Annotated in this window: 16 protein-coding genes; 9 read left to right on the forward strand and 7 right to left on the reverse strand. The window is 71.2% G+C overall.

Going from position 1 to position 22,120, the window contains the following annotated elements; genetic code table 11:
- From WME85_RS04220 to WME85_RS04230, 3 genes are all read left to right on the forward strand, one after another.
- Positions 1 to 1,422 carry a DUF1552 domain-containing protein gene (locus WME85_RS04220; RefSeq protein ID WP_437835394.1) on the forward strand — a complete coding sequence of 474 codons (1,422 nt, stop codon included), beginning with the start codon at positions 1 to 3 and terminating at the stop codon, positions 1,420 to 1,422.
- Positions 1,423 to 1,755: 333 nt separating this feature from the next.
- Positions 1,756 to 2,334, forward strand: a complete 579-nt coding sequence (locus WME85_RS04225) for a superoxide dismutase (RefSeq protein ID WP_437835395.1) — start codon at positions 1,756 to 1,758, stop codon at positions 2,332 to 2,334.
- 462 nt (positions 2,335 to 2,796) lie between these two features.
- A complete protein-coding gene (locus WME85_RS04230; protein WP_437835396.1) occupies positions 2,797 to 3,636 on the forward strand; it encodes a DoxX family protein in 840 nt (279 codons plus the stop codon).
- Between the two features lie 145 nt (positions 3,637 to 3,781).
- Here WME85_RS04230 and WME85_RS04235 read toward each other — a convergent pair whose 3' ends face one another.
- Positions 3,782 to 4,627 (reverse strand): PfkB family carbohydrate kinase, encoded by an 846-nt coding sequence (locus WME85_RS04235; RefSeq protein WP_437835397.1) that lies wholly within the window; start codon positions 4,625 to 4,627, stop codon positions 3,782 to 3,784.
- Positions 4,628 to 4,705: 78 nt separating this feature from the next.
- A complete protein-coding gene (locus WME85_RS04240) occupies positions 4,706 to 6,388 on the reverse strand; it encodes a hypothetical protein (protein WP_437835398.1) in 1,683 nt (560 codons plus the stop codon).
- Positions 6,389 to 6,892: 504 nt separating this feature from the next.
- Here WME85_RS04240 and WME85_RS04245 point away from each other — a divergent pair.
- Positions 6,893 to 7,054: a hypothetical protein gene (locus WME85_RS04245; protein WP_437835399.1), complete on the forward strand. Its 162-nt coding sequence runs from the start codon at positions 6,893 to 6,895 to the stop codon at positions 7,052 to 7,054.
- A gap of 108 nt (positions 7,055 to 7,162) precedes the next feature.
- Here WME85_RS04245 and WME85_RS04250 read toward each other — a convergent pair whose 3' ends face one another.
- The 3 genes from WME85_RS04250 to WME85_RS04260 form a co-directional block, all read right to left on the reverse strand.
- Positions 7,163 to 7,918: a hypothetical protein gene (locus tag WME85_RS04250; RefSeq protein ID WP_437835400.1), complete on the reverse strand. Its 756-nt coding sequence runs from the start codon at positions 7,916 to 7,918 to the stop codon at positions 7,163 to 7,165.
- Between the two features lie 27 nt (positions 7,919 to 7,945).
- Positions 7,946 to 11,053 carry a TonB-dependent receptor gene (locus tag WME85_RS04255; RefSeq protein ID WP_437835401.1) on the reverse strand — a complete coding sequence of 1,036 codons (3,108 nt, stop codon included), beginning with the start codon at positions 11,051 to 11,053 and terminating at the stop codon, positions 7,946 to 7,948.
- A gap of 248 nt (positions 11,054 to 11,301) precedes the next feature.
- Positions 11,302 to 13,167 (reverse strand): vWA domain-containing protein, encoded by a 1,866-nt coding sequence (locus tag WME85_RS04260; RefSeq protein WP_437835402.1) that lies wholly within the window; start codon positions 13,165 to 13,167, stop codon positions 11,302 to 11,304.
- 410 nt (positions 13,168 to 13,577) lie between these two features.
- Here WME85_RS04260 and WME85_RS04265 point away from each other — a divergent pair, with 410 nt between their 5' ends.
- The 3 genes from WME85_RS04265 (at position 13,578) to WME85_RS04275 (ending at position 16,506) form a co-directional block, all read left to right on the forward strand.
- Positions 13,578 to 14,396: an SIR2 family NAD-dependent protein deacylase gene (locus WME85_RS04265; RefSeq protein WP_437835403.1), complete on the forward strand. Its 819-nt coding sequence runs from the start codon at positions 13,578 to 13,580 to the stop codon at positions 14,394 to 14,396.
- A gap of 221 nt (positions 14,397 to 14,617) precedes the next feature.
- Positions 14,618 to 14,857, forward strand: coding sequence for a DUF378 domain-containing protein (locus tag WME85_RS04270; RefSeq protein WP_437307745.1), 240 nt, complete (start codon positions 14,618 to 14,620; stop codon positions 14,855 to 14,857).
- A 278-nt stretch (positions 14,858 to 15,135) separates the two neighbouring features.
- Positions 15,136 to 16,506 (forward strand): erythromycin esterase family protein, encoded by a 1,371-nt coding sequence (locus WME85_RS04275; RefSeq protein ID WP_437835404.1) that lies wholly within the window; start codon positions 15,136 to 15,138, stop codon positions 16,504 to 16,506.
- Positions 16,507 to 16,948: 442 nt separating this feature from the next.
- Here the strand turns inward: WME85_RS04275 and WME85_RS04280 are convergent, their stop codons facing one another.
- Together WME85_RS04280 and WME85_RS04285 are read right to left on the reverse strand one after the other, a co-directional pair.
- Complete coding sequence (locus WME85_RS04280; protein WP_437833060.1) at positions 16,949 to 18,151, reverse strand: IS110 family transposase; 1,203 nt, start codon at positions 18,149 to 18,151, stop codon at positions 16,949 to 16,951.
- 522 nt (positions 18,152 to 18,673) lie between these two features.
- Complete coding sequence (locus WME85_RS04285; protein WP_437835405.1) at positions 18,674 to 19,510, reverse strand: alpha/beta fold hydrolase; 837 nt, start codon at positions 19,508 to 19,510, stop codon at positions 18,674 to 18,676.
- Between the two features lie 197 nt (positions 19,511 to 19,707).
- Between WME85_RS04285 and WME85_RS04290 the strand changes: the two genes are divergently transcribed.
- Positions 19,708 to 20,580 (forward strand): isocitrate lyase/PEP mutase family protein, encoded by an 873-nt coding sequence (locus WME85_RS04290; RefSeq protein ID WP_437835406.1) that lies wholly within the window; start codon positions 19,708 to 19,710, stop codon positions 20,578 to 20,580.
- Positions 20,581 to 20,918: 338 nt separating this feature from the next.
- Positions 20,919 to 22,094 (forward strand): acyl-CoA dehydrogenase family protein, encoded by a 1,176-nt coding sequence (locus WME85_RS04295; RefSeq protein ID WP_437835407.1) that lies wholly within the window; start codon positions 20,919 to 20,921, stop codon positions 22,092 to 22,094.
- The last annotated feature ends 26 nt before the right edge of the window (positions 22,095 to 22,120 follow it).

A 22,120-nucleotide genomic window follows, 5' to 3' on the forward strand; every position in this document is an offset into this window, starting at 1 on the left:
ATGAACCGTCGAACGCAATTCGGAGCTTCACGCCGCCGCATGCTCCAGGCCCTCGGCCTCGGCGCCGGGGCGGCGGCGATGGGATCGCTGCTTCCGCTGATGAACGCCTCCGGGCAGGAGAACGTGCGCCCCAAGCGCCTCCTCATCATCTTCCAGCCCGACGGCGCGCCGGCGCGGGACTGGAACACCGTGATCGACTGGAGGCCGCAGGGGTCGGAGCGCAGCTTCTCGCTGCACGCCATTCACGCGCCGCTCGATCCCTGGAAGTCGAAGCTGGTGATCCCGTGGGGGCTCAAGATGACGGCCGGCGGGGCCGGCGAGGCCCACGCCTTCGGCATGGCAGGGCTCTGGACGGCATCGACGCTGAACGGTCCGTCGTCCGGCGCGAACTTCGACGGCGGCAACGGGAACCGCACGGGCTGGGGGAGCGGCGCGTCCATCGACCAGATCATCGCCGGCGCCCACGGCAGCGGCATGCCGTACGAGCGCGCTCCGGACGACCCCGTGCAGGAGACGCCGTATCGCACCGTCGAGCTCGGTGTCCAGTGCCTGAATCCGAACAGCCTGAACCGGATGATCTACGCCGGCGAGAACTCTCCGATTCACCCCGAGACGAACCCCAGGGCCGCGTTCAATCGGCTGTTCGCCGGGGTGACGTCGACGGGCGAGGCGCCCACGAGCGATCAGGGGGCGGAGCAGGAGCGGACGGAGCGCAAGGCGATCGTCGACCTGCTCAAGAACGACCTCACCAGGATCCGCAGGCGGGTGGGCAAGGAGGACTACAACAAGCTCGACGCGCACCTCGAGGGACTCCTGGCCATGGAGCGCAGGCTGAACCAGGCGGCGGAGCCTGCCGACCCGGCGCTGAGCTGCGAGGTCCCGGAGGAGCCGGCGGAGACCAGAGGCCGCGGCTCGGAGTATCCGGCGGAGATCAGGAGCATGATGGACATCGCGGTGGCCGCGTTCTCCTGCGACGTCACGCGCGTCATGAGCCTCCAGCTCAGCTACGCCTTCAGCCATATCCTGCACTCGTGGCTCGGACACACCAGCGATCACCACACGATGTCCCACGACGGGCAGGATCGACGCCGGGAGCTCCAGGAGATCGACGCCTGGTACTCGGAGCAGATCGCGTACCTGCTCGGGAGGCTCGACTCCGTGAGCGAGGGCGACGGCACGCTGCTCGACAACACGCTCGTCGTGGTGGGCAGGGAGCTCGGCAGCACGGCGCACCGCATGGAGCGTGTTCCTTTCGTGATGGCGGGAGGCGCGCGCGGGGCCCTGAAGGGCGGGCGTTACCTCGCTCACGACGGGGAGGACCACGCCAAGCTCCTGGTCTCGATCGCCCAGCTCATGGGCCTCGAGACCAACAGCATCGGGAACCGCAAGCGCGATTCCGGCCCGCTCTCCGGCCTCCTTTGATCCTCCGGACGCCGGGGCCCGCCGAGCACCGCTGCTGGTGGTCGGCCTCCACCGCCTCGCCAACGTCGGTCAGCGGAAGCGCCGGACCGCTGGCCGGGAGGCCGGCTCTCCAAAGGGATGGAAAGCTGCCAACTCGTTGGCAAGGCGCCACGCGCGCCCGCCGGGGTTGCTACGTTGCCGCCGGACCCGGCGACGCGGAGCGGCTGTCTGGCCGTGAAGCGCGGACGTTTGAGCCGGGGCTGGAGCGCCACCCGGAGCTCTTCGCCGAGCTACTCACGACGACGGGCTGCGACGAGCGCGTGGCCGTCGACACGCACCACGAGGAACAGAACCATGACCTTCACTCTTCCCCAGCTCCCCTACGCCAGAGACGCGCTGGTTCCCCACATCTCGGCCGAGACGCTCGATTTCCACCACGGCAAGCACCACAACGCCTACGTCACGAAGCTGAACGAGCTCGTGGCAGCGGACCCGGCGCTCGCGGGCAAGAGCCTCGAGGATCTCGTCCGCACCACGTCCGGCGCGGTCTTCAACCAGGCAGCTCAGGTGTGGAATCACACGTTCTACTGGCACAGCCTGAAGCCGCAGGGCGGCGGTGAGCCTGCCGCCGCGCTCCGCACGGCGATCGAGGCGGCGTTCGGAAGCGTGTCGTCGTTCAAGGAGAAGTTCAGCGCCGCGGCCGTCGGTCAGTTCGGCTCGGGCTGGGCCTGGCTGGTGAAGAATAGCTCCGGCAAGCTGGAGATCGTGCAGACGGGCAACGCCGGGAACCCGCTCACGGAGGGCAAGACGCCGCTGCTCACGTGCGACGTGTGGGAGCACGCGTATTATATCGACTACCGCAATGCCCGGCCGAAGTACGTCGAGGCATGGTGGAACCTGGTGAACTGGGACCACGCCGCCTCGAAGCTGTGACCCACGCGCTCCCGCCAGGGCAGCGTCAAGAATCGAGACGTTAGCTGGAAGGCGATGGCCAGCACGTCCGCAAAGAACCACGAGAATCATTCCAACCTGTTGGAGTTCGATCCAGAGCAGGATCGCGCGCTCCTGTAGGGTGCTCTTCCCACGCCCCGTGCCATCGTCGAGATCCAGGCGCTGGTCAAGGCCGGGCACGGCGAGCGGCCCACCGCGACCGTCGAGCAGCTCCTCGGGCGCAAGGCGCGGACGTTCGATGAGTGGCTGGAGCGCCACGGGAGAGCGTTCCAGTAGAGCGCAGCGCGGCGGCGCGGCTGGTCCGGTGAGAAAGGCGGACGTCGGACCGCATGAAGCCGGCAAATCGATCGCTCCTGGAGCAATGGCTCCCGCGGTCGGTGGCAGAGCGCTTGCGTGCGGCCGGTATCGCCGCAACCTCGCTTCTGCTGTTATCATCGGGGCCAGATGACGACCCGCTCCCAGAAAATCCTCGGCTGGACGCCCACCGTCCTGCTGGCCCTTTTCATGATCTTCGCCTCCGGTCTGGCGAAGTTCTTCATGCAGGATGGCACCCCCACCGCCGACTTCGTGAAAGCGCTCGGCGTCTGGGACCATCGCTACCTGATCGGCGCGCTCGAGATCCTCGCCGCCGTTCTCCTTCTGGTTCCCCGCACCGCCACGCTCGGCTTCGTGACGATGGTCGCCGTGCTCGGCGGCGCGACGGCCACCGGCCTCACGCACCACGTCGAAGGCAACTGGCCATGGTTCCCGTTCGTCCTCATCCTCGTGATGACGATCGGCGCGTACTTCCGCACGCCGGAGCTCATCGCCCGCGCGCGGGATCCGAAGTCCGTCCCGAACCCGGGCAAGGCCGGAAAGATCGTCTCGTGGATCCTGGCCGGCCTCCTGTCCCTCGCCACCTTGGCGAGCGGCATCCTCCAGCTCATGCCTCCCGCGAACGCGGAAGGCGCGGCGTTCATCGAGCGGCTGGGCATCACGCACATCGCCGTGCCGCTCGGCATCACGAAGATCTGCCTCGCGATCCTCTTCCTCATCCCGCGCTCTTCCGCGATCGGCCTCGTGCTCATGGTCGGCTACTTCTCCGGCGCGCTGGCCACGAACATCACCCACGGCTTCACGCTTCCGGAATACCTGCCGCTGATCATCATCCTCGTTTTGCTCGCGATCACCGGCTGGATCCGCAACCCCGAGCTCCGGCAGCGCCTGCTCGGACGCCCCGCGCCGGGCCACACCGGAGCCAGCCTCGGCGGCGAGACAGGCGGAGACTACGCGACGACCAGCTAGCCCATGGCGCGGCTCGCTCCGCGGCGCTCGACCGCGCAAGCCGCGCGCCGCCGCGCCGGACGGCAGCGCGCCGCGCGGTCCAGGCTCGCCGCGGCAGGGCGTGAAGGGGCGAGTCGCCCCCGGCGCCGCCGGGATGGAGAGGCCGTCACGGAGCCGTGGAGAGCTGGAGGCGGCGCTCCACCTCGGCGCGCGTCGGATACGAGGGCTGGCACCCCTCGCGCTCGACCGAGATGCCCGCCGCCGCGATCGCGAGCCGGAGCGCGGCCTCGATCGCCATCCCCGAGGCGAGCCCGCCGGCGAGCACGCCCGTCAGGGCGTCCCCGGCGCCCGTCGTGTCCACAGCGCGGGCCGGCAGGGCGGGGAGCTCCTCGCCCGAAGGCAGCAGCACCGCGCCGCGCGCGCCGCGCGTGAGCACCACGCGCTCCGGCAGGTGACCGCGCAGCGCCTCGTGCTCGAGCTCGTTGACGACCACGAGATCGAACCGGCCGACGAGCGCAGGATCGATGGCGTTGACGGGCGACGGATTGCAGATCGACAGCGCGCCGTCGGCCCGCGCGGCCGACAGCACGCCGGCGACCGCCTCGGTCGGGATCTCGCCCTGGCAGAGCCAGACCGCGGCCCCGCACGGCGCGGGCGGCGCGACGAGCGCGTTGGCGCCGGGGATCGCGAGGATCTGGTTCTCGCCGGCCCCGTCGACGCAGATCAGGGCCACGCCCGTCGTCACGCCCGCGTGGACCGCCACGGCGGAGAGCTCGACGCCGTCGGCGGCGAGCGCGGCGGCGCAGAGCTCGCCGTGCGCGTCGTCGCCGCGCGCGCCGGCGAGCCGCACGCGCGCGCCGGCGCGCGCCGCCGCGACCGCCTGGTTCGCGCCCTTGCCGCCCGGCGCGACGAGGAACCGGCGGCCCAGCACCGACTCGCCAGGGCGCGGCAAGCGCGGGCCGTAGCCGAGGAGATCGGCGGTGATCGAGCCGCAGATCGCGAGCAGATCCATGCCCGCCGCATACCACGGGCGCCGCCGCAGCGCCGAGCGCCCGTGCGACCGCCCGGCCCGGGGGCGCGGATCAGGGGGTCAGGTCCCCGTCCCGAGGCCCAGGCCGAGGGCGAGCAGCGCCGTGCGGCCGAGCAGCCATGCGAGCGCGCGCAGCGGCCATTTCGCCCGGCGCGCCGCCTCGCCCCTCGCTGCCTCGGGCAGCTCGTGCTCTCCCTTGCTCGTCCGCGCGAGCCGGTGTCGCCGCGCCCTGTCCACGCGCTTCTGCGCCGGCTCCCGGGCGAGCTGCCCCGGCCCGCGCCGCTTCGGCCGCGGGTAGATCTCGGCGTCGAAGAGCAGCGCGCCGTCGGGCGCGTAGCGCCGCGCTCCCGAGCCGCTCTCGAAGAGCCAGACGCCATCGTCGGCGGCCAGGAGCACGGAGTCGCGCCACACCCGATCGGCCGAGCCGTCGAGGCAGGGGCGGAGCTCCTCCTCGCCGGGCCGGGCCACCCAGACGCGGCGGTGGTAGAGCACCGCGACGAGCCCGCGCGCGCTGACCGAGAACGCGAGCCCGTCGAGCGAGCCGTCCCGGGGGTTGATGAGAAACGTCCTGAGCGCGCCGCGCGGGTCGACGACGTCGAGCCGCACCCCGCGATGGCGCGAGAGGACGCCGAGCCCGCCGCCAGGCAAGCGCCTCACCGCCTTCACGCCCCGGCGGCTCAGGACCGCTCCGGGGAGAGCGGCGGAGTCGCCTTGCACCACCGCGATTCGCCCCCTGTCGACCCGCACGTGGAGCCCGAGCGCGCGGGCCTCCCGCCCGTGGAGCGCCGCGACCATCGCGCTGCTCGTCGCGTGCTTTTCGAGCGAGGCGCCCGTCGCGGCGTCGAGCACCTCGTGGCCCTCGCCCGCGTAGAGGACGACGCGCTCGCCCTCGCACGAGAGCCCGAGCGCCTGCCTGCCCGCCGGCCCGGAGACGCGATCCCGACGGAGCCACCGCACGCGGAGATCCGGCTCGAGCGCCACCGCGACCCGCTCGTGCACGTCGTCCACGATCCGGCGCGCCGCGGTCAGCTCCCCGCGCGCGAGCGCGAGCAACACGAAGCCTCCGTCGTCGAGCGGCGCGACCCTCGGGGCCTCTCTCCAGTCGAAGAGCCCCTCTTGCACCACGGCGGTATGCGCGCTGATCGGCGCGAGCCGCTCCGACGCGACAAGCCACGTCACCGGGGCAGGGGGGCGCGACGGGCGCGAGGGCCGCTTGCCGTGCGGGACCGCCCCGCAGCGCTCGCAGCCGGCCACGAGGGCGCCCTCGTCGAGCGCGGCGTTGCACTGGGCGCACGCGGGCGGCGCGGCGTCCAGCTCAGCGGCCTCGTCCGCCGCCTCGGCGTCCTCGCCGAGGAGGATCGCGCCGAGATCGAGCCCGGCGATCGGGATGGACGACGGCCAGCGGCGACAGGCGTGCTGCGCGCCGCAGCTCCCGCACGAGAGCGGCGCGTGCCCGCTCGAGCGCGGGCTCGGGGCGAGGGGGGCCCGGCAGGCGCGACACACGAGCTCCGATCGAGAGAACTCCAGCGACAGCGACATGTCCTGCACGCGCTGCACCTCGCCCGGCAGCAGGCGCGGACCGCGGTAGAGCGGCTCGCGTAGCAGGCGTTGCCACACGCGGCCCGTTATCTCGGTGGATGTGCCGCACACGGAGCAAAGGACCTTCGTGTCCACACGGTTGATCGGCAGCATCGCCTGGCAATGCTGGCACCGCCCCCGCATCGTTACGCTCAGCGCTTCCACGGCAGCGTTCCTCGCTCCCCCGCCTTCGTCACGTGGGCCATCTCACGGACGATAAACGATACAAGCGGCATCGGAGATGAGATGTCAAGTCATAACGATCGGTGACGTGGATCGATTAAACCAGCAATGGATTCCACCCGCGCTGCGTGCGACGGAATTCATCCCTACGGCTCACTTCATCCCCATCGAGCACGCGTTTGCACCGCTGGCGGCCTGCGGGGCGCCCCGGGCGCGCTCTTCTGCATACTTCCGCACAGAGGTGCCTGCGGCGGGAGGGGCTGGCGCCTCGCGCGGGCGCTGTCATGGGAATGTCGTATTCGCCAGGGCTTCGGGAGCTCGCATGAGCGCTGTCGTGGGTCGACAGGGGGAAGCGACGCAGAGCCTCCGGACGGGGGCCCGAGGGAGGACTGGGAGGTCCGGGACACGTGGCGCGTCACCGGGCACGGACGGCGCTCGGGCTGCCGCTGAATCCCAGGGATCCTCTGGCGTAGCGCTGGAGGCGCGATGTCGGAGGAAGATGAAGAGGAGATGAACCGCCAAGAACGGCAAGAACGCCAAGAAGAAAAAATTACACCGATCCCAGGGATCGGCTGGCGTGGCGCTGAAGGTGCGATGTTGGAGGAAGAGGAGATGAACCGCCAAGAACGCCAGGAAGAAATTGTCTGATTCTCTTGGCGCTCTTGGCGTCCTTGGCGCTCTTGGCGGTCTTCTCGATCCGACCGCTCCACGGGCCCCGGGCGTGTACCTTGCCCCGGGGCCGGCGCGGAGCGGCGGTCACCGCAGCGCTTCCGGCGGCTCCTTGAGCACGCAGAGGGCCAGCTCGGGAGCACAGGTGACGCGCTCTTCCAGATCGGGGTTGATCCCGGACCCGACGAGCCTGCCGGCCGCGACGTCCGCCTGCGGATCGCAGAGGCTCGGATCGGTCGCCCCGTCCTGGCCGGCGCACGCGACCGCCGGCCACAGGCCCACGACGCTGTACGACGCGGTGCACTCGCCCCGCGTGTAGGTCAGATCCGCCGTCATCTGCGTCCCGGGGAAGGCCGCCGTGACGTAGACGCGGACGTTGCTCCACTCGTAGCGGATCCGCGTCGCGGGGCGCTCGCCGAACGCCGGGAGATCCAGCTCCGCGGGGCTGAGCGACGCGACCGAGCACACGTCGTCGTCGTCCGGCTCCACCGAGGCGAACTCGCCCATCGAGAGGACCGCGCCGCCGTCGATCGGGACGCCCGCGCCCTCGGCCTCGCCCGCGAGCGCGCCGAGCTCGGTCGTGCGGATGGCGAGCAGCGCCCTCGAGAGATCCTGCTCTTCCCGGTCTTTCGCCTCGGAGGGGTTGTACTTCTCGAGCCCGATGACGTCCCCCCGCAGCGTGTCGCAGTCGCCTTCGCCCTGCTTCGAGCCGGGCTTCAGCGTGTAGGTCGCGGCGAAGCCGCCGTGCCCGGTCGTGCAGTTGATCCTCGGCTGCTCGCAGGAGACGACCAGCGACGCGAGGACGACCATCAGACCGGCTTGTGTTCCGTGGGTTCGTTTCATGGAGTCTCTGCCGCGCGCGGCGCAGCGCTAGAAGGTCACCTTGGCGCTGATCCGGAACGTGCGCGGCGCCTGGTACGCCACCGGATTGCCGAAGTTCGGGTTCTTGTCCGCCGAGTTGAACTCGCTGCCGTCGGCGTTCCGCAGCCCGGCGAGGCTCGCCGTCGTCCCCCCGGCGATGGGCATCACCTGCGCCGCCGTGTACCGCTCGTCGACCGCCGTCGCGGCCTGGAAGTTGAACACGTTGAACGAGTCGACCGCGACGAGCAGCGCGCTGTCCTTCGCGAGCTGCATGCCGACGCCGACGTGGAGGTCGACGTCGTGGACCCAGGGCAGGCGGTCGCCGCTCCCGCGCGGCAGGATGAAGACCTCGTCAGGGCCGTAGAGGAGGTGGGCCCCGAGGTACGACGTCGGCGAGCCGGAGCGGGCGCGGTAGGCGCCGCCCAGGTTCACGATGAGCCTGTTCTTGAGGACGAAGTCCTTCGCGCCATACAGCTTGATCTGGTGCCGGTGATCCCCCGGCAAGGAGCCCTCCCGGTTCGGGAGCAGCGATTGCAGGTCGAAATCCGTGTTCATGTTCGGGTCGATCTGCGTGGTCTCCGGCTTGAACAGCCCGGACCAGTTGCCGCGGAGGTAGGAGAGCCGGTAGCTCACCTGCGCGAGCCAGCCGCTGGAGAACACCTTCTCTGCGTACAGGGTGAACGCGTCGTAGTCGCGCGTCGCCTTCGGGAAGTCCCTCGCCGCGCCGTAGCCGGGGTTGGCGATGAAGTAGGACTTCGCCTCGTCGCGGCTCAGGTCCTCGATGATCCGGTTCTGCCAGCGCTTCGTGTACTCGGCGCCGACCCGCACCTTCGGCGCGATCTCGTACTCGCCGCCGAGGACGATCTCGTCCGACGACTGCGGCTCGAGGTCCGGATCGACAGGCGTCTTGTCGCTCCCGATGAGCGCCCACTTCTGGTTCGGCGCGTGGGGGCCGTCGGCCGGGAGCCGCGTCTCGTCGTCCTCGCACGAGCCCCGGATGTCCTCGGGCTGCCTGGGATCGCACGTGGCCGCGTCGCGGAACGAGTAGAGCATGCGCTCGCCGGGGAGCAGGCGGTCGGCGATGTTGAGCGGCACGCTCTCGTAATAGCGGCCGTAGTTCGCGTACAGCTTGGACCTGCCGGACTGCGTGACGTCGTAGATGACGCCGGCCCGCGGCGACCACTGGTTCGGCAGGCTCATGCCGAGCGCGCCGTCGTAGCCGTAGAGCAGCTGCGCGTCGTAGCGGACGCCGACGTTCAGGGTGACGCGGTCGACGATGCTCCAGCTGTCCTGCACGAAGCCGCCGAGCGTGAGCGACGTCGAGTCCGCCTCGTAGTTCGTGAGGTGGACCGGGTCGTCGGGGCCGGCGAGGAACCCGTGGCGGCGGTAATCGTAGATCACCGAGCCGTCGGGGAACTCGGTCAGGATCTTGCCACCCGACTCCCCGCGCTCGCTGTGATAGCGCATCACCTCGAGGTCGACGCCGCCCTTGACGACGTGGTGGCCGAGGGCCGAGAAGAGGCTCGTCAGCATGGCCTTGGCCTGGTAGCGGTCGAAGACGGACTCGCTCAGGACGCCGGGGCCCCCCGTGTAGTAATAGCCGGGCACCGGGCACGGCTCGGGGTCGTCGGGGTTCGCCTTCGCGCATCGCCCCGTCGCGTCGCCCGGCTCGAACTCGCCGACGGAGCGCGGCTTCTGCCAGAGCACCTGGACGACCTCCGAGAGCCCCTTTCCGCTCCCGATCTCCGTGCCATCCGGGGCGCGGACAGCGTTGAGCTCGTGGTGGAGGCCGAGCGTCACGTCGAGCAGGTGGCTCTTGTTCTTGAACGCGGACGACCACTTGAGCGAGGCGTCGGTCGCGGTGGTGACGTACCTGTGCGCGATCGCCTCGTAGCCACCGTTGATGATGCCGCCGTTGTACGGATTGTCGATCTCGATCCTGCCGTCGCGCGGGTTGAACCCGAAGGTGCCGTCTCCGCCCGACATGGTCGGCGTGCCGTAGACGGAGAGCGCGACGGTGTTGTCCGGATCGAGGAGCAGCGTCAGCTTGCCGAGGTACTGAATGCTCTGCTGTTCGGCGTAGTAGACGTCCGTCGAGCCAGGCAGGCGGCTCGGCGCGGCGGCCTGGTCGCCGCCGGGCGCGAAGATGTTGAGGTTGCGCTCCAGGCGGTAGGTCGCGAACGAGGGCGAGAGGCCGGCGTAGAACCACAGCCTGTCCTTCAGGATCGGGCCGCCGATCTCGACGCCGAAGTCGCGGAGCGAGGACAGCCGGACATCGGTGGTGACCGCGCTCTCGCGCTGGGCCACGGTGGTCCGCGGCCCCTCGAAGATGCCGGGCGTGACGCTGAGGAAGACCGAGCCGTGAAACTCGTTGGAGCCGGACTTGGTGGCGACGTTGTAATAGCCGCCGGTCGAGCGGCCGTACTCCGGCATGTAGCCGCCGGTGATCACGTTCACCTCGTCGACGAACTCGACCGAGAGCGGCGTCCCGAGGATGCCGAACCCCGGGTTGTTCACCGACACGCCGTCGATGACGAACTGGTTCTCCGGCGAGCTCGTCCCGCTGATCGAGACGCCGTACCTGTCGGCGACGGCGCCCGGCGCGACCTCGGCGAGGGACTCGAACGAACGGGTGGCCGAGCCCTTCGTGCTCGGGGGGCTGAGCGGGATGCGGCTCACGAAGTCGGAGCTCACGTTGACGCCTGTCGCGCTCGAGCCGACATCGACCGTCGGCGGGGCGCCGACGACGACGATCTCCTGGGCCTGGATCGCCTCCGGGAGGAGCTGGCTGTTCACCCGGATCGTGCTGTCGAGCCGCAGATCCACGCCGCCGCGGCTGTAAGGCCTGTAGGCCTCCTTGTCGAGCCGCAGCGTGTAGGTCCCTGGCGGGAGGTTCGGGATACGGTATTGGCCGGCGCCATCGGTCACCACGATCTGCTCCCCCTGGAGGGCGGGGGACGTGACGGTGACAACGACGTCCGGAGCCGGCCTGTTCGTCGCCGCGTCGATGACCGTCCCCGTGAGGACGGCGGAGCCGGCCGCGAGCGCCGAGGTGGACACGAGCGCGCTGGAGAGCGCGAGCAGCGAAGCGGCCCAGCGGCCGCGCTTCATGTGCATGGAAATGACGGGGCTCCTCGAAGAAAGGCGTTCGGTGACGAGCTGCCGTGAGAGAGCATACCCGCGGTTTTTGGCCGGGCATAGATCCCTGTGGCGAGGCTGGGCGCCACGGCCCGCTGGCCCAGCGCCCAGGGGACCTTGTGTGTGCGGTTGTCTCTGCTTCTCTTCTGCGCGAGCGCCGCTTGAGCGCGCCGCTCGAGCGATGTCCTGCCTCGCCGGTCGCGATCCACGCGCGCCGCGCTTGAGGGTCAGTCGGCGGCCTGCGCGACCACGGCGTCGGTCTTGCCGCCGGCGAGCGCGCCGGCGCGGCGGACGACGCCGATGAACTCCTGCTGATCGCCCTTGCTCGACGCGGCGGCCCTCGCGATCCTCTCGACGTCGGAGAGCCTCCAGGAGCGCGCGTGCGGGCTGCGGCGCAGGATCTCGGAGAAGCCAGCCACCGCGGACGCGAAGCGGAAGTCGGCCGGCGCCGCGTCGAAGGTGGGGGCGACGGCGCCCGCGGCCATCCGGAACATCGTCTCCTCGGCCCGGTCAGCGCCGAGCGGCGCCTTGTGGCGGAGGCGCACGACCACCGGCGCCGCACCATCGGCCTTCAGCGCGGAGGCCTTGAGCTCGACGTCGTAGATGGCCGTCACGCTGTGTCCGGCGCCGATCTCGCCCGCATCCACCCTGTCGTTCCGGAAGTCCCGGTCGGCCACGTCGCGGTTCTCGTAGCCGATGAGACGGTAGCTCTTGACGAAGCTCGGATCGAACTCGACCTGGATCTTCACGTCGCGGGCGATCACCTGGAGCAACCCGCCGACCTGCTCCGAGAAGAACCGACGCGCCTGCGCCTCGCTGTCGATGTAAGCGTAGTTGCCGTCGCCCTGGTTGGCGAGCTGCTCCATCATCAGATCCTTGTAGTTGCCCTGGCCGAAGCCGACGGTGGAGAGCGTGATCCCCTTGTCCTTCGCGCGCTTGATCGTCTTCAGGATCTCGTCGTGAGAGGTCGGGCCGACGTTCGCGTCGCCGTCGGAGAGCACGACGACACGGTTGATGTGCCCCTTCACCAGCGTCCGCTCCGCCAGGCCATAGGCCAGGTCGATGCCGCTCGCCATCGCCGTGGAGCCGCCCGCCGTGAGGTCCGCGATCGCCGCGAAGATCTTGCCCTTGCTCTCGACGCCTGTCGGCGCGAGCACCTCCCGCACGCTGCCCGCGTAGGTGCAGAGCGCGACAGTGTCCCCCGGCTTCAGCGACTCGGTGAGCATCCGCAGGCTCTTCTTCGCGAGCTCGATGCGATCCGGCGCCTGCATCGAGCCGCTCGTGTCGACGAGGTACACGAGGTGCACCGGCGTCCGCTCCCGGGCCGGCACGCGCTTGCCCTGCACCGCCACGCGGACGAGGTGGTGGCCCACCGTGAACGGCGAGGGCGCGGCCGCGAGGTGCACGGCGAACGGGCCCGTCGCGGGGGACGCATAGCCGTAGTCGAAGTAGTTGAGGAACTCCTCGGCACGGACGGCCTGATAAGGCGGCAGCGAGCCCTCCAGGATCTTGCGGCGCGCGATCGCGTAAGAGGCCGTGTCCACGTCGATCGCGAACGTCGAGAGCCGGTCCTTCGCGGGGTCCTCCACGGGGTTCACGCCGTAGTCGCGGTACGACTCGCTGCCCTGCGGCTCGGGCGCGGGGGCGGCGATCGCCGCGGGGGGCGCGGGCGGCGCCGCGGAGCGCACCGCGGCGACCTGCGCCGGGGCGGGCGCCTTCTTGGGCGCTGGCGCGGCGCCCGCCTTCGCGACGCGCGCCTCCGGCTTGCTGGCCGCGTCGGCGCGCGCCGACTGGAGCGCCGGCGCGGCGGCGGGAGGAGGCGCGAGCGGGGCGGGCGAGGGCGGGGCAGGGGCAGCGTCCGCGGGCGCGGCCAGCGAGGCCCCCGGGGCGGCCTCCTCGGTCTTCTCGCGCGCTGCCGTGGAAGCGCCGCCCTCGCTCCTTGGCGCGTCGAACTCCGGCTGCATGGGCTGCGCGGCGGCGCCCGTCGGCGGCTCCGGCGCGGCCGGCACAGTCGCGGCAGGCGTGGACCCGCCGCAGCCGAGGAGCAGCGCGGTCAGGAGAGCAGGGGCGACGACGAACGGCAGGGTGCGCATGAGGTGTCCTCCTTGAAAGGGGATCGCGAGCGCGGATCCCCGCAGTACGTTCTCGTGAGCCCGTGATCGCCGGGCCCTACACAGGTCCTCGGGAGGGCCGCACGCGCGGCTCTCCGCTACATGTTCCAGGGCGAGACAGGTCCCCTCGCCGCTCTCGAGAGCCGCGCGGCGCGGGCTCTCCGGCGCGAAGACGAAGGGACCCTCGCGGCCGGGCTCGCGGTGGCGGGGCCCGGCGCATCCGAGTGCCTGGACAACGCGGCCGCCTCGGCGGGCTTACACCCGCGATCGAGGAGGCGCGGGCGCCGCGCCTCCGGTGGTGCGCTACGCTGGGCGGCGACCCGGGAGGACGGGCCGCGACGACCGTCCTCCGCTCCCCGCCTTCTGCTCCATCTCTCCTCGGGAGGTCCGCGATGCGCGCAACGAGCCGCGATCATTTCCAGTCCACCCTGCGCAGCTCCAGGAAGATCGCCGTGCTGACCGGCGCCGGCGTCTCGGCGGAGTCGGGGATCCCCACGTTCCGAGGCGCCGGCGGGCTGTGGCGGCGCCACGACGCGAAGAGCCTCGCGTCGCCCGAGGCGTGGCAGCGCGATCCCGGCCTCGTGTGGGAGTTCTACAACCACCGCCGCGAGCGCGCGCTCGGCTGCAGCCCGAACCCGGGCCACCGCGCGCTGGCGCAGCTGGAGGCGCGCTGGCGGGACGCCGGCGGGGCCTTCACCCTGATCACCCAGAACATCGACGGCCTGCACGAGCAGGCGGGCTCCCGGGAGGTCGTGCGGCTCCACGGCTCGCTGTGGCAGGTGCGCTGCCTTTCGTGCGGGAGCGTGACAGAGAACCGCGACGTGCCCATCGCGCCGGCGTTCGCGGGCAGCGGCTCCCCCGACCCGGACACCCCCGCCCGCCGCTTCACGGCTGCAGAGCTGCCCCACTGCCGCTGCGGCGGTGTGCTGCGCCCGCACGTGGTCTGGTTCGGCGAGGCCCTCCAGCAGCGCGACCTCGCCGCCGCGGCCGCCGGCGTCGAGGGCTGCGATCTGCTGCTCGTGGTCGGCACCTCGGCCGTCGTGTACCCCGCCGCCGGCTTCGTCCCCCTGGCCAAGCGCCAGGGCGCCCTCATCGCCGAGGTCAACGTCGAGCCCAGCGCGATCACCGGCCTCTGCGACTTCATGTTCACCGGCGGCGCGGGGGAGGTCCTGCCCTTCCTGCTCGACGTCGTGCCGGCTTACCCGAACTGAGCGGCGCGCTCGCTGCGTCGCGCCGACGCGAGGGGCGACGCGAGGGGCGACGCGAGGGGCGACGCGAGGGCTTCGAGACCCGCTCCGAGCCCGCCCGGCCCGCGGCGCCCGCGCTGGCGAGCGGCCTCCGCCTCGCGAGCCGGCGGCGTCAGCGCGGCGGCGCGCCGCAGCGAGCGCGCGGTGCACGCATCGCGCGGCGCGGCGCGTGCTTGTGCCGGGGCATGGAACAGGTCAACCGTGGGATTTCAGGGCTAACGTGGGTCGCGATCGCGCTCGCCGTGATCGGCGCCATCAACTGGGGGCTCGTGGGGCTGTTCGAGTTCGACGTGGTCGCCGCCCTCTTCGGCAGGTACAGCGCGATCAGCCGTATCGTCTACGTGCTCGTCGGGCTCGCCGGGCTCTACCTCCTCTACGCCTCGGTCCAGCTCGACAAGCGCACGCGGGTCTCGACGATTCCGTGATCGACACCGCTCGACGCGGCGTCCGGCGCGCACAGCGGGGGCGATGCGGGGCGCGGGCCAGGGCGACCGGGTCCAGGGCACTTCCCGCGATCGTGGCCTGTTCCGGCGCGGGTCTTGCAACTCTGACGCCTGTCCAGAGACACGATCCGGAACCAAGGAACAGCGAGCTCAGCGGCAGAGGTTGGCAGTTGCCGGTCGCCGGACGCATCGGCCTGGCGGACGCGACGCTCCAGCCACGGTGAGGAGGCCGCAGCCGCGAGCGACGAAGGAGTGACGCCATGCCCAGCTCTCGAGAACCCGCGATCGCCCTCGTCCGCGACGCCGCGCGCCCGCTGGGCGGCGCCGCGCGCGATCGCGATCACGACGCCCTGCTCGACGCGATCGGTGACAGCCGGTTCGTCCTGCTCGGAGAGGCCACCCACGGCACGCACGAGTTCTACCAGGCCCGCGCGCAGATCACGCGGCGGCTCATCGCCGAGAAGGGGTTCACCGCGGTCATCGTCGAGGCCGACTGGCCGGACGCGTACCGCGTGAACCGCCATGTCCGCGGGACGGACGACGACGGCAGCGCCGACGGAGCGCTCGGCGGCTTCAAGCGGTTCCCGCAATGGATGTGGCGCAACCGGGATGTCCTCGGCCTGGTCAGCTGGCTCCGCGAGCACAACGCCGGCCTCCCGCGCGGCCGCGCGAAGGCGGGCTTCTACGGGATGGATCTGTACAGCCTGCGCGCCTCGATGGAGGCGGTGCTCGAGTACCTCGATCGCGTCGACCCGGAGGCCGCCAGGCGGGCGCGGCGCCGCTACGGCTGCTTCGACCGGTTCAGCGACGACCCGCAGGTGTACGGGTACGCGGCCGGCTTCGAGCTGAGCGGCTCGTGCGAGCGCGAGGTCGTCGAGCAGCTGACGGAGCTGATGAAGAAGCAGGCCGAGTACGCCAGGCTCGACGGGCGCGTCGCCGAGGACGAGTACTTCCAGGTCGAGCAGAACGCGCGGCTCGTGCAGAGCGCCGAGGAGTACTACCGCACCATGTTCCGCGGCCCTGTGTCGTCGTGGAACCTGCGCGACAGGTACATGGTCGATACCGTCGCGGCGCTCGTCGCGCACCTCGACCGGTTCCACGCGCCGACGAGGGCCGTCCTCTGGGCGCACAACTCGCACCTCGGCGACGCGCGCGCGACGCAGATGGGCGAGAGCGGCGAGTGGAACGTCGGCCAGCTCATGCGCGAGCGCTTCGGCGACGACGCGTTCCTCGTCGGCTTCTCCACGCACACAGGGACCGTGATGGCCGCCTCCGAGTGGGGCGAGCCCGCCGAGATCAAGCGCGTCCGGCCGTCGCTGCCGAACAGCTACGAGCGGCTCTTCCACGACACGGGCCTGCCGCGCTTCTGGCTCAACCTGAGGCCGGGGGCGGGCGCGCGCCCCGAGCTCGTGGAGGCGCTGCGCGAGCGCTCCCTCGAGCGCGCGATCGGCGTGCTGTATCTGCCGGAGACCGAGCGGTCGAGCCACTACTTCCACGCGAGGCTCAGCGAGCAGTTCGACGCGGTGATCCACATCGACGAGACGAGCGCGGTGAGGCCGCTGGAATGGACGCTGGAAGGAACGGCCGAGTCGCGCGACCGAGAGGCGGAGACGTACCCGACCGGGGTGTGAGCGCCGGGATCAGGCGCGCTGGCGGGGCTAGAACACCGACGATGAGGCAGCCCTGAGGTCAAGGGCTTTAGCGCTCTCTTTCCGCGGCTGGCCGGCTTCGGCTCGGCAGCGGTAGCGCTCGGTGTGGTCGGTGCAGGTCGTTTCGGCATGGACGTCTCCCATCGCCCTGGCGGGCGTCGTTACGGTTGGGCTGGAGCGCCGCGTCGCGTCCGCAGGAGCGAGCTGTGGCTCAATCGACGATCCGCATTCTCAGGCCGGCAGTCGCCTTGGTGGCCTGGATGCACGCTGGGGTCCGAAACGGGATCGTGGAGGCGCAATCTATCAAACGGCGTGTTCGACCCAGAGGCGGAGCGCCCTCGGTGTTCCCGCGCTCATCCACGTAGCCCTCTTTCACGCTCCTGGCGTGGCGCGCTCGTGGCGCATGTCCCCCGTGTGGGGGAAGTCAGTTCATCGAGGCCCTCCTTGAGGTCGAGGTCGGCCTCGATGGGGCCGCTGCCGCGGCGGCGTCGAGCCCCTTGTCGATGGACCGCTGCCGGCGGCGCGCTTTGACCGTGGCTCGCTTCATGGCCTGTGCCTGCTGCTCGAGCGACTGCGCCTGCAGGCGCAGGCCCTTGGCCGAGGCAGCCGCTGCGCTCTGCGCGTCGTAGAGCGTGCCGTCACGCCACATGGCCCACAGCACCCCCGACAGCCGCCGCGCCAGCGCCACGACCGCGATGTGTCGACCTCGGCGTTCGGCAATGGCATCTGCCCATCGACGCAGCGGGTCGTCGCCGCTCTTGTTCTTGTGTCGCAGGATCGTGTGCGCGGCCTGCGTCAGCAGCGTGCGCAGGTACGCGTTGCCTTGCTTGGTGATCGAGCCCAGCCGCCGCTTGTCACGCCCGCCGGTGGTGTCCTCCAAGGGAACCAGACCCAGGTAGGAGGCGAGCTGGTGGGCGTGGCGAAAGCGCTTGGCTTCATCCACGACCGAGACGAACGCGACGGCGACGACCAGCCCCACACCGGGCGCCGTGGTCAGCCGCGCGATCACCGGCTCGTGGGCGCACAGCTGCTCGAGCGCGGCATCGACCAGCGCGATCTGGGGGTTGAGCACCTCCAGCGCGGTCACCAAGGGCCCGACCAGCCGACGGGTCTCGGCTGGCAAAGCGGCCTCGCTCAGCCGCGCGATAAAATCCTCGGTCATGCACGTCGCGAGCTTGTGTCCGCAGGCGCGCAGGATGCCGCGCACGGTGGTGACATACTGGGCCCGCGTCTCGACCAGCGCGCGTCGCACGGCCAGCTGGTGGCGTATGGCTCGCCGGTGGGGCGACAGCACGTGAGCGAGCGGAATGCCCCCGCGCTCGACGGCGCGCGCCAGCGCCTCGGCATCGAGGCGATCATTCTTGCGGCCGTGCTGGCCAACGCCGAGCTGACGTGCTCGCGTGGTGTCGACGACCAAGACGTCGTGGCCCCAGTCGCGGAGCTTGTCGTGAACCACCCAGGCCTCGCGGCACGCCTCGATCGCCACCCGGGCCGGCGAGGACGACGGACCGAGGACATCGTGGAGCGAATCGAGCGAGCGGACCGTGCGTCGTAGCACCACGGCTCCGCCCGCCACCTCGCAGAACGAAATCTCGTTGACCCCCAGATCCAGCGCTACACTTCGCATGGCTGACCTCTCCTGGGCCCCCGTCGACTGCGTCTTCGAACGCGTGGGGGTGCCCGCAGGCAACCCTGCAGGCGAGAGGTCGGCCACGTTGCTTGCTGCTCCGAGCGGCTCTTTCCTGCGCGCTCCAGCTCGTTCTGCTGCCGATTGGCCGACCTCCACGGTGCTGCGGGCTGTCTTCGCAGGCCCCGCCGCGCGAATGCGTCGAGCAGAAGCTCGAGTCGGTGCGGTCGGCATCGTGGGTCCAGGCGCCCCTTGGGCTGCCTCATCCCATCTATCGCGTTGAAACCCGGAGAATTTTCACAGGGAGGCGGGGAGGCGGGGAGCGAGAGACGGCAAGAGGGAGAAATTCATTTTTTTCTTCCTCCCCGCCTCCCCGCCTCCCTGTGAAATCCCTGCTTTTTCTCGTGGTTTCAAGCCGTTTGTCGCGCTAGCAGGAGCGAGGAGAGAGAAGAGATAAGGAACGGCCCGCCCGAGCGCCGCGGCCGGCGCTCAGGCGTCCATCTGTCCGCCGAGGCCGCCGAGTCAGCCGAGTCCGCCGAGGCCGCGCGGGCGGGCGGCGGCCGAGCGCGCCTCGACGAACCGCGACACGGCGTCGACGAACGCCTCGGGGTTCTCCACCTGCGGCATGTGCCCTGTCGCCGGGATGAAGGTGAGCTGCGAGCCCGGCAGCGAGGCGTGAAGCTTCTTCGCATCGCGCGCGCTGCTGCCCACGAGCCGGTCCGCCTCGCCCCAGAGGATGAGGGGCGTCAGGCCGAGCGGAGCCCTGGGGCCGCCGTGGATGTAGGCGTCGATCACCGCCTCGACCTGAGGCGGATTGGCCTGCTTCAGGACGTCCCGCAGCGCGGCGGGGGCGCGGCCGGGATCGGCGTAGGCGCGGCCCAGGATCCTCGGGTTGAACGCCTGCTTGAGCACCAGGGCGCGCAGCATCTTCCGGGGGAGCGGCTGCGTTCCCAGCCAGCCGACGGCCCGCGGCAGCGGGGGCAGGGGAGCCCCGTTGACGAGCACGAGCCCTCGACAGCAGGCCGTGCACTGCGCCGCGAAGCACGACACGACCGCTGCGCCGAAGGCGTTGCCGACGCACCACGCGCTGGAGACGCCGAGGGCGTCGAGGAGCCGCTCGAGCCAGCGCGCGTGGGCGCCGAGCGGGCCGAGCCCCGGGGTGTCCGTCCGGCCGATGCCCGGCAGGTCGGGCGCGATCACCTGGAAGCGCTCCGCGAGCTGGTCCCAGACGGGCTCCCAGTGCATCGACGCCCCGCCCCAGCCGCCGTGCACCAGCAGCAGCGGCTCGCCCTGCCCGCCCACGTGGACGCTGGCGGGCCGGCCGTCGATCGCGATCTCCCTCAAGGAAACCGTGCTCATGCCTCTCTCCTGTGCGGATCCATCGCGGCCGCATCCTGCCTCTCGAGCGCGGGGATCGGCAACAGGATCGCGAGGCGCGCCGCGCCGCTGCGATCGCGCGGAGCGCCGCTGCGATCGCGCGGAGCGCCTGTCGTGCGCGCCAGGCCTCGCGTCTTCGCCCTTGCCTGGAGGGCGGCCGGCCCTGGTATCGTCGCGCCGTGTCCTCAGCTCAGCAGCTCCGCGAGCTCCTCGCGACGCCCGGCCTCCTCGTCATGCCCTGCTGCTTCGACGCGCTCTCAGCGCGCCTGATCGAGCAGGCCGGCTTCTCGCTGACGTTCATGAGCGGCTTCGCGGTCTCCGCCGCGCGCCTCGGCGCCCCGGACACGGGGCTCATCTCCTATGGAGAGATGGTCGACCAGGCGCGCTCGATCTGCGGCGCTGTGTCGATCCCGGTGATCGGCGACGGCGACACGGGCTACGGCAACGCGATGAACGTGAAGCGCACGGTGCGCGGCTATGCGCAGGCCGGGCTCGCCTGCGTCATGATCGAGGACCAGGTGGCCCCCAAGCGCTGCGGCCACACGCGCGGCAAGCAGGTCGTGCCCCGCGACGAGGCGCTCACCCGGGTGCGGGCCGCCGTGGACGCGCGCGACGAGGGCGCGGGCGCGCTCATCATGGCGCGCACCGACGCCCGGCAGACGCACGGCTTCGACGAGGCCCTGGCGCGGGCGAGGGCGTTCGCCGACCTCGGCGCCGACATCGTGTTCCTGGAGGCGCCCGAGAGCGTCGAGGAGATGCGCACGTTCTGCCGGGAGGTGCGGGCGCCGGCCATGGCCAACATGGTGGATCACGGCAGGACGCCGGTGCTGCCGCCGGCCGAGCTCGAGGCGCTCGGCTACAAGATCGCGGCCTATCCGCTCACCCTGCTCTCCGTCGCCGCCGCCGCCATGCGCGAGGCGCTCGCGGCCCTGCGCGCCGGCCACCACCCCGACCCCCGGATCAGCTTCGGGGCGCTCCAGGAGATCGTCGGCTTCCCTGCATACTACGCCGAAGAGGAGCGTTACGCGCAGCCGCCGCCCGGGAAGGGGTGAGTCGGACATCCGTCCTCACCGCGGAGGGCCGCCGCGCGGCGCGCCCCTGATCGCTCCTCGGCTCGCGAGGAGGGGAGTCCTGCCTCGGTGTAGGACGTTGGCGTCCATCGGTTCATGGTCCGGGAGCTGGGTAGTGCTCAAATCTGGCCGGAGAGAGTTCACATGAAGGCGGGAAGACGGGAAGATCATTGATCTTTTCTTCCCGCCTTCCCGCCTTCATGTTCAATTTTGAGCACTACCGGGAGCTGCCTGGGCCGACGCAGAGGGTTCGTCCTCGACGAGGGCGAAATCCTGTATCGTCGTCGGTGTTCGCGCAGGGGCGCGACGCGAAGGGAACCATGACCTCGATCGCCTCCGCCGGATCCGCGTCGCTCCTCGACGCGGCGCGCAGCCTCGTCCCGCTGGTCAAGGAGCACGCGGATCAGGGAGAGCGCGAGCGCCGCCTGCCCGATCCCGTCGCGAAGGCGTTCAGGGAGGCGGGGATCCTCCGCATGTGCCGCCCGCGTGCGCTGGGCGGGACCGAGGCCGACCCGATCACGGCGATGGAGGTCATCGAGGAGCTCTCGCGCGCCGACGGCGCGGCGGGGTGGTGCGCGATGATCTGCGGCGCCACCGGCGCGTTCGACGCGTACCTCCCTGTGGAAGGGGGCAAGGAGATGTACGCGAGCCCGGACGCCGTCACCGCTGGCGTCTTCGCGCCGACGGGGCGCGCCGTCGAGGTCGAGGGGGGCTATCGGATCACCGGGAGGTGGGCGATGGCGAGCGCCTGTCACCATTGCGACTGGCTGGGTGGCACCGCGGTGGTCTTCGACGGGGCGGCGCCGCGCATGTTGCCGGTGGGGATACCCGAGTGTGTCGTGCCGCTGTTCCGCGCCTCCGAGTGCAAGATCCTGGATACGTGGAGCGTCTCCGGCCTCGTCGGCACCGGGAGCCACGACTTCGAGGTCGCGGACGTCTTCGCGCCGAGCAGCCGGTGCATCCGTCTCCCGCTGAGGGCGCCGAGCCATCCGGCGCCCCTCTTCGCGTTCCCCTTCTTCGGCTTGCTGGCGAGCGCTGTCGCGGCGACCTCGCTCGGGATCGCGCGTGCCGCCCTGGATGAGCTCGTCCGCCTCGCGGCGACCAAGACGCCTTACGGCATGACGGCGTCGCTCGCGACGCGGCCCTCGACAGCGCTCGTCGTGGCCGAGGCCGAAGCCACGCTGGGCGCGGCGAGGGCGTACCTGTTCGAGTCGGTGCGCGACGTCTGGAATGCCGTGATCTCCGGCGAGCCGATCACGATAAGGGAGCGGGCTCGCGTCCGGCTCGCGGCGACGAACGCCGTCCTCGGCGCGGCCCGCGCGGTCGACCTGGCCTTCTCGGCGGGTGGCGCCACGGCGCTTTACACGAAGAGCCCTCTTCAGCGCTGCTTCCGCGACGTCCATGCCGTCACGCAGCACGCGATGGTCGCCCCGCACACGCGCGAGGTCCAGGGGCGCGTGCTCCTCGGCCTCGACGCCGATCTGCCCATGTTCTGAACGGCCGTTCGCGCGAGGAGGGACTC

Origin of the sequence: Sorangium sp. So ce1153 (genome assembly GCF_051521595.1) — a bacterium.
Taxonomy (GTDB): domain Bacteria; phylum Myxococcota_A; class Polyangia; order Polyangiales; family Polyangiaceae; genus Sorangium.

What these genes read in the sequence shown, in the direction of transcription:
- WME85_RS04220 (WP_437835394.1), top strand. Translation starts at nt 1, where the DNA reads ATGAACCGTCGAACGCAATTCGGAGCTTCACGCCGCCGCATGCTCCAG.
- WME85_RS04225 (WP_437835395.1), top strand. Translation starts at nt 1,756, where the DNA reads ATGACCTTCACTCTTCCCCAGCTCCCCTACGCCAGAGACGCGCTGGTT.
- WME85_RS04230 (WP_437835396.1), top strand. Translation starts at nt 2,797, where the DNA reads ATGACGACCCGCTCCCAGAAAATCCTCGGCTGGACGCCCACCGTCCTG.
- WME85_RS04235 (WP_437835397.1), bottom strand. Translation starts at nt 4,627, where the DNA reads ATGGATCTGCTCGCGATCTGCGGCTCGATCACCGCCGATCTCCTCGGC.
- WME85_RS04245 (WP_437835399.1), top strand. Translation starts at nt 6,893, where the DNA reads ATGTCGGAGGAAGATGAAGAGGAGATGAACCGCCAAGAACGGCAAGAA.
- WME85_RS04250 (WP_437835400.1), bottom strand. Translation starts at nt 7,918, where the DNA reads ATGAAACGAACCCACGGAACACAAGCCGGTCTGATGGTCGTCCTCGCG.
- WME85_RS04255 (WP_437835401.1), bottom strand. Translation starts at nt 11,053, where the DNA reads ATGCACATGAAGCGCGGCCGCTGGGCCGCTTCGCTGCTCGCGCTCTCC.
- WME85_RS04260 (WP_437835402.1), bottom strand. Translation starts at nt 13,167, where the DNA reads ATGCGCACCCTGCCGTTCGTCGTCGCCCCTGCTCTCCTGACCGCGCTG.
- WME85_RS04265 (WP_437835403.1), top strand. Translation starts at nt 13,578, where the DNA reads ATGCGCGCAACGAGCCGCGATCATTTCCAGTCCACCCTGCGCAGCTCC.
- WME85_RS04270 (WP_437307745.1), top strand. Translation starts at nt 14,618, where the DNA reads ATGGAACAGGTCAACCGTGGGATTTCAGGGCTAACGTGGGTCGCGATC.
- WME85_RS04275 (WP_437835404.1), top strand. Translation starts at nt 15,136, where the DNA reads ATGCCCAGCTCTCGAGAACCCGCGATCGCCCTCGTCCGCGACGCCGCG.
- WME85_RS04280 (WP_437833060.1), bottom strand. Translation starts at nt 18,151, where the DNA reads ATGCGAAGTGTAGCGCTGGATCTGGGGGTCAACGAGATTTCGTTCTGC.
- WME85_RS04285 (WP_437835405.1), bottom strand. Translation starts at nt 19,510, where the DNA reads ATGAGCACGGTTTCCTTGAGGGAGATCGCGATCGACGGCCGGCCCGCC.
- WME85_RS04295 (WP_437835407.1), top strand. Translation starts at nt 20,919, where the DNA reads ATGACCTCGATCGCCTCCGCCGGATCCGCGTCGCTCCTCGACGCGGCG.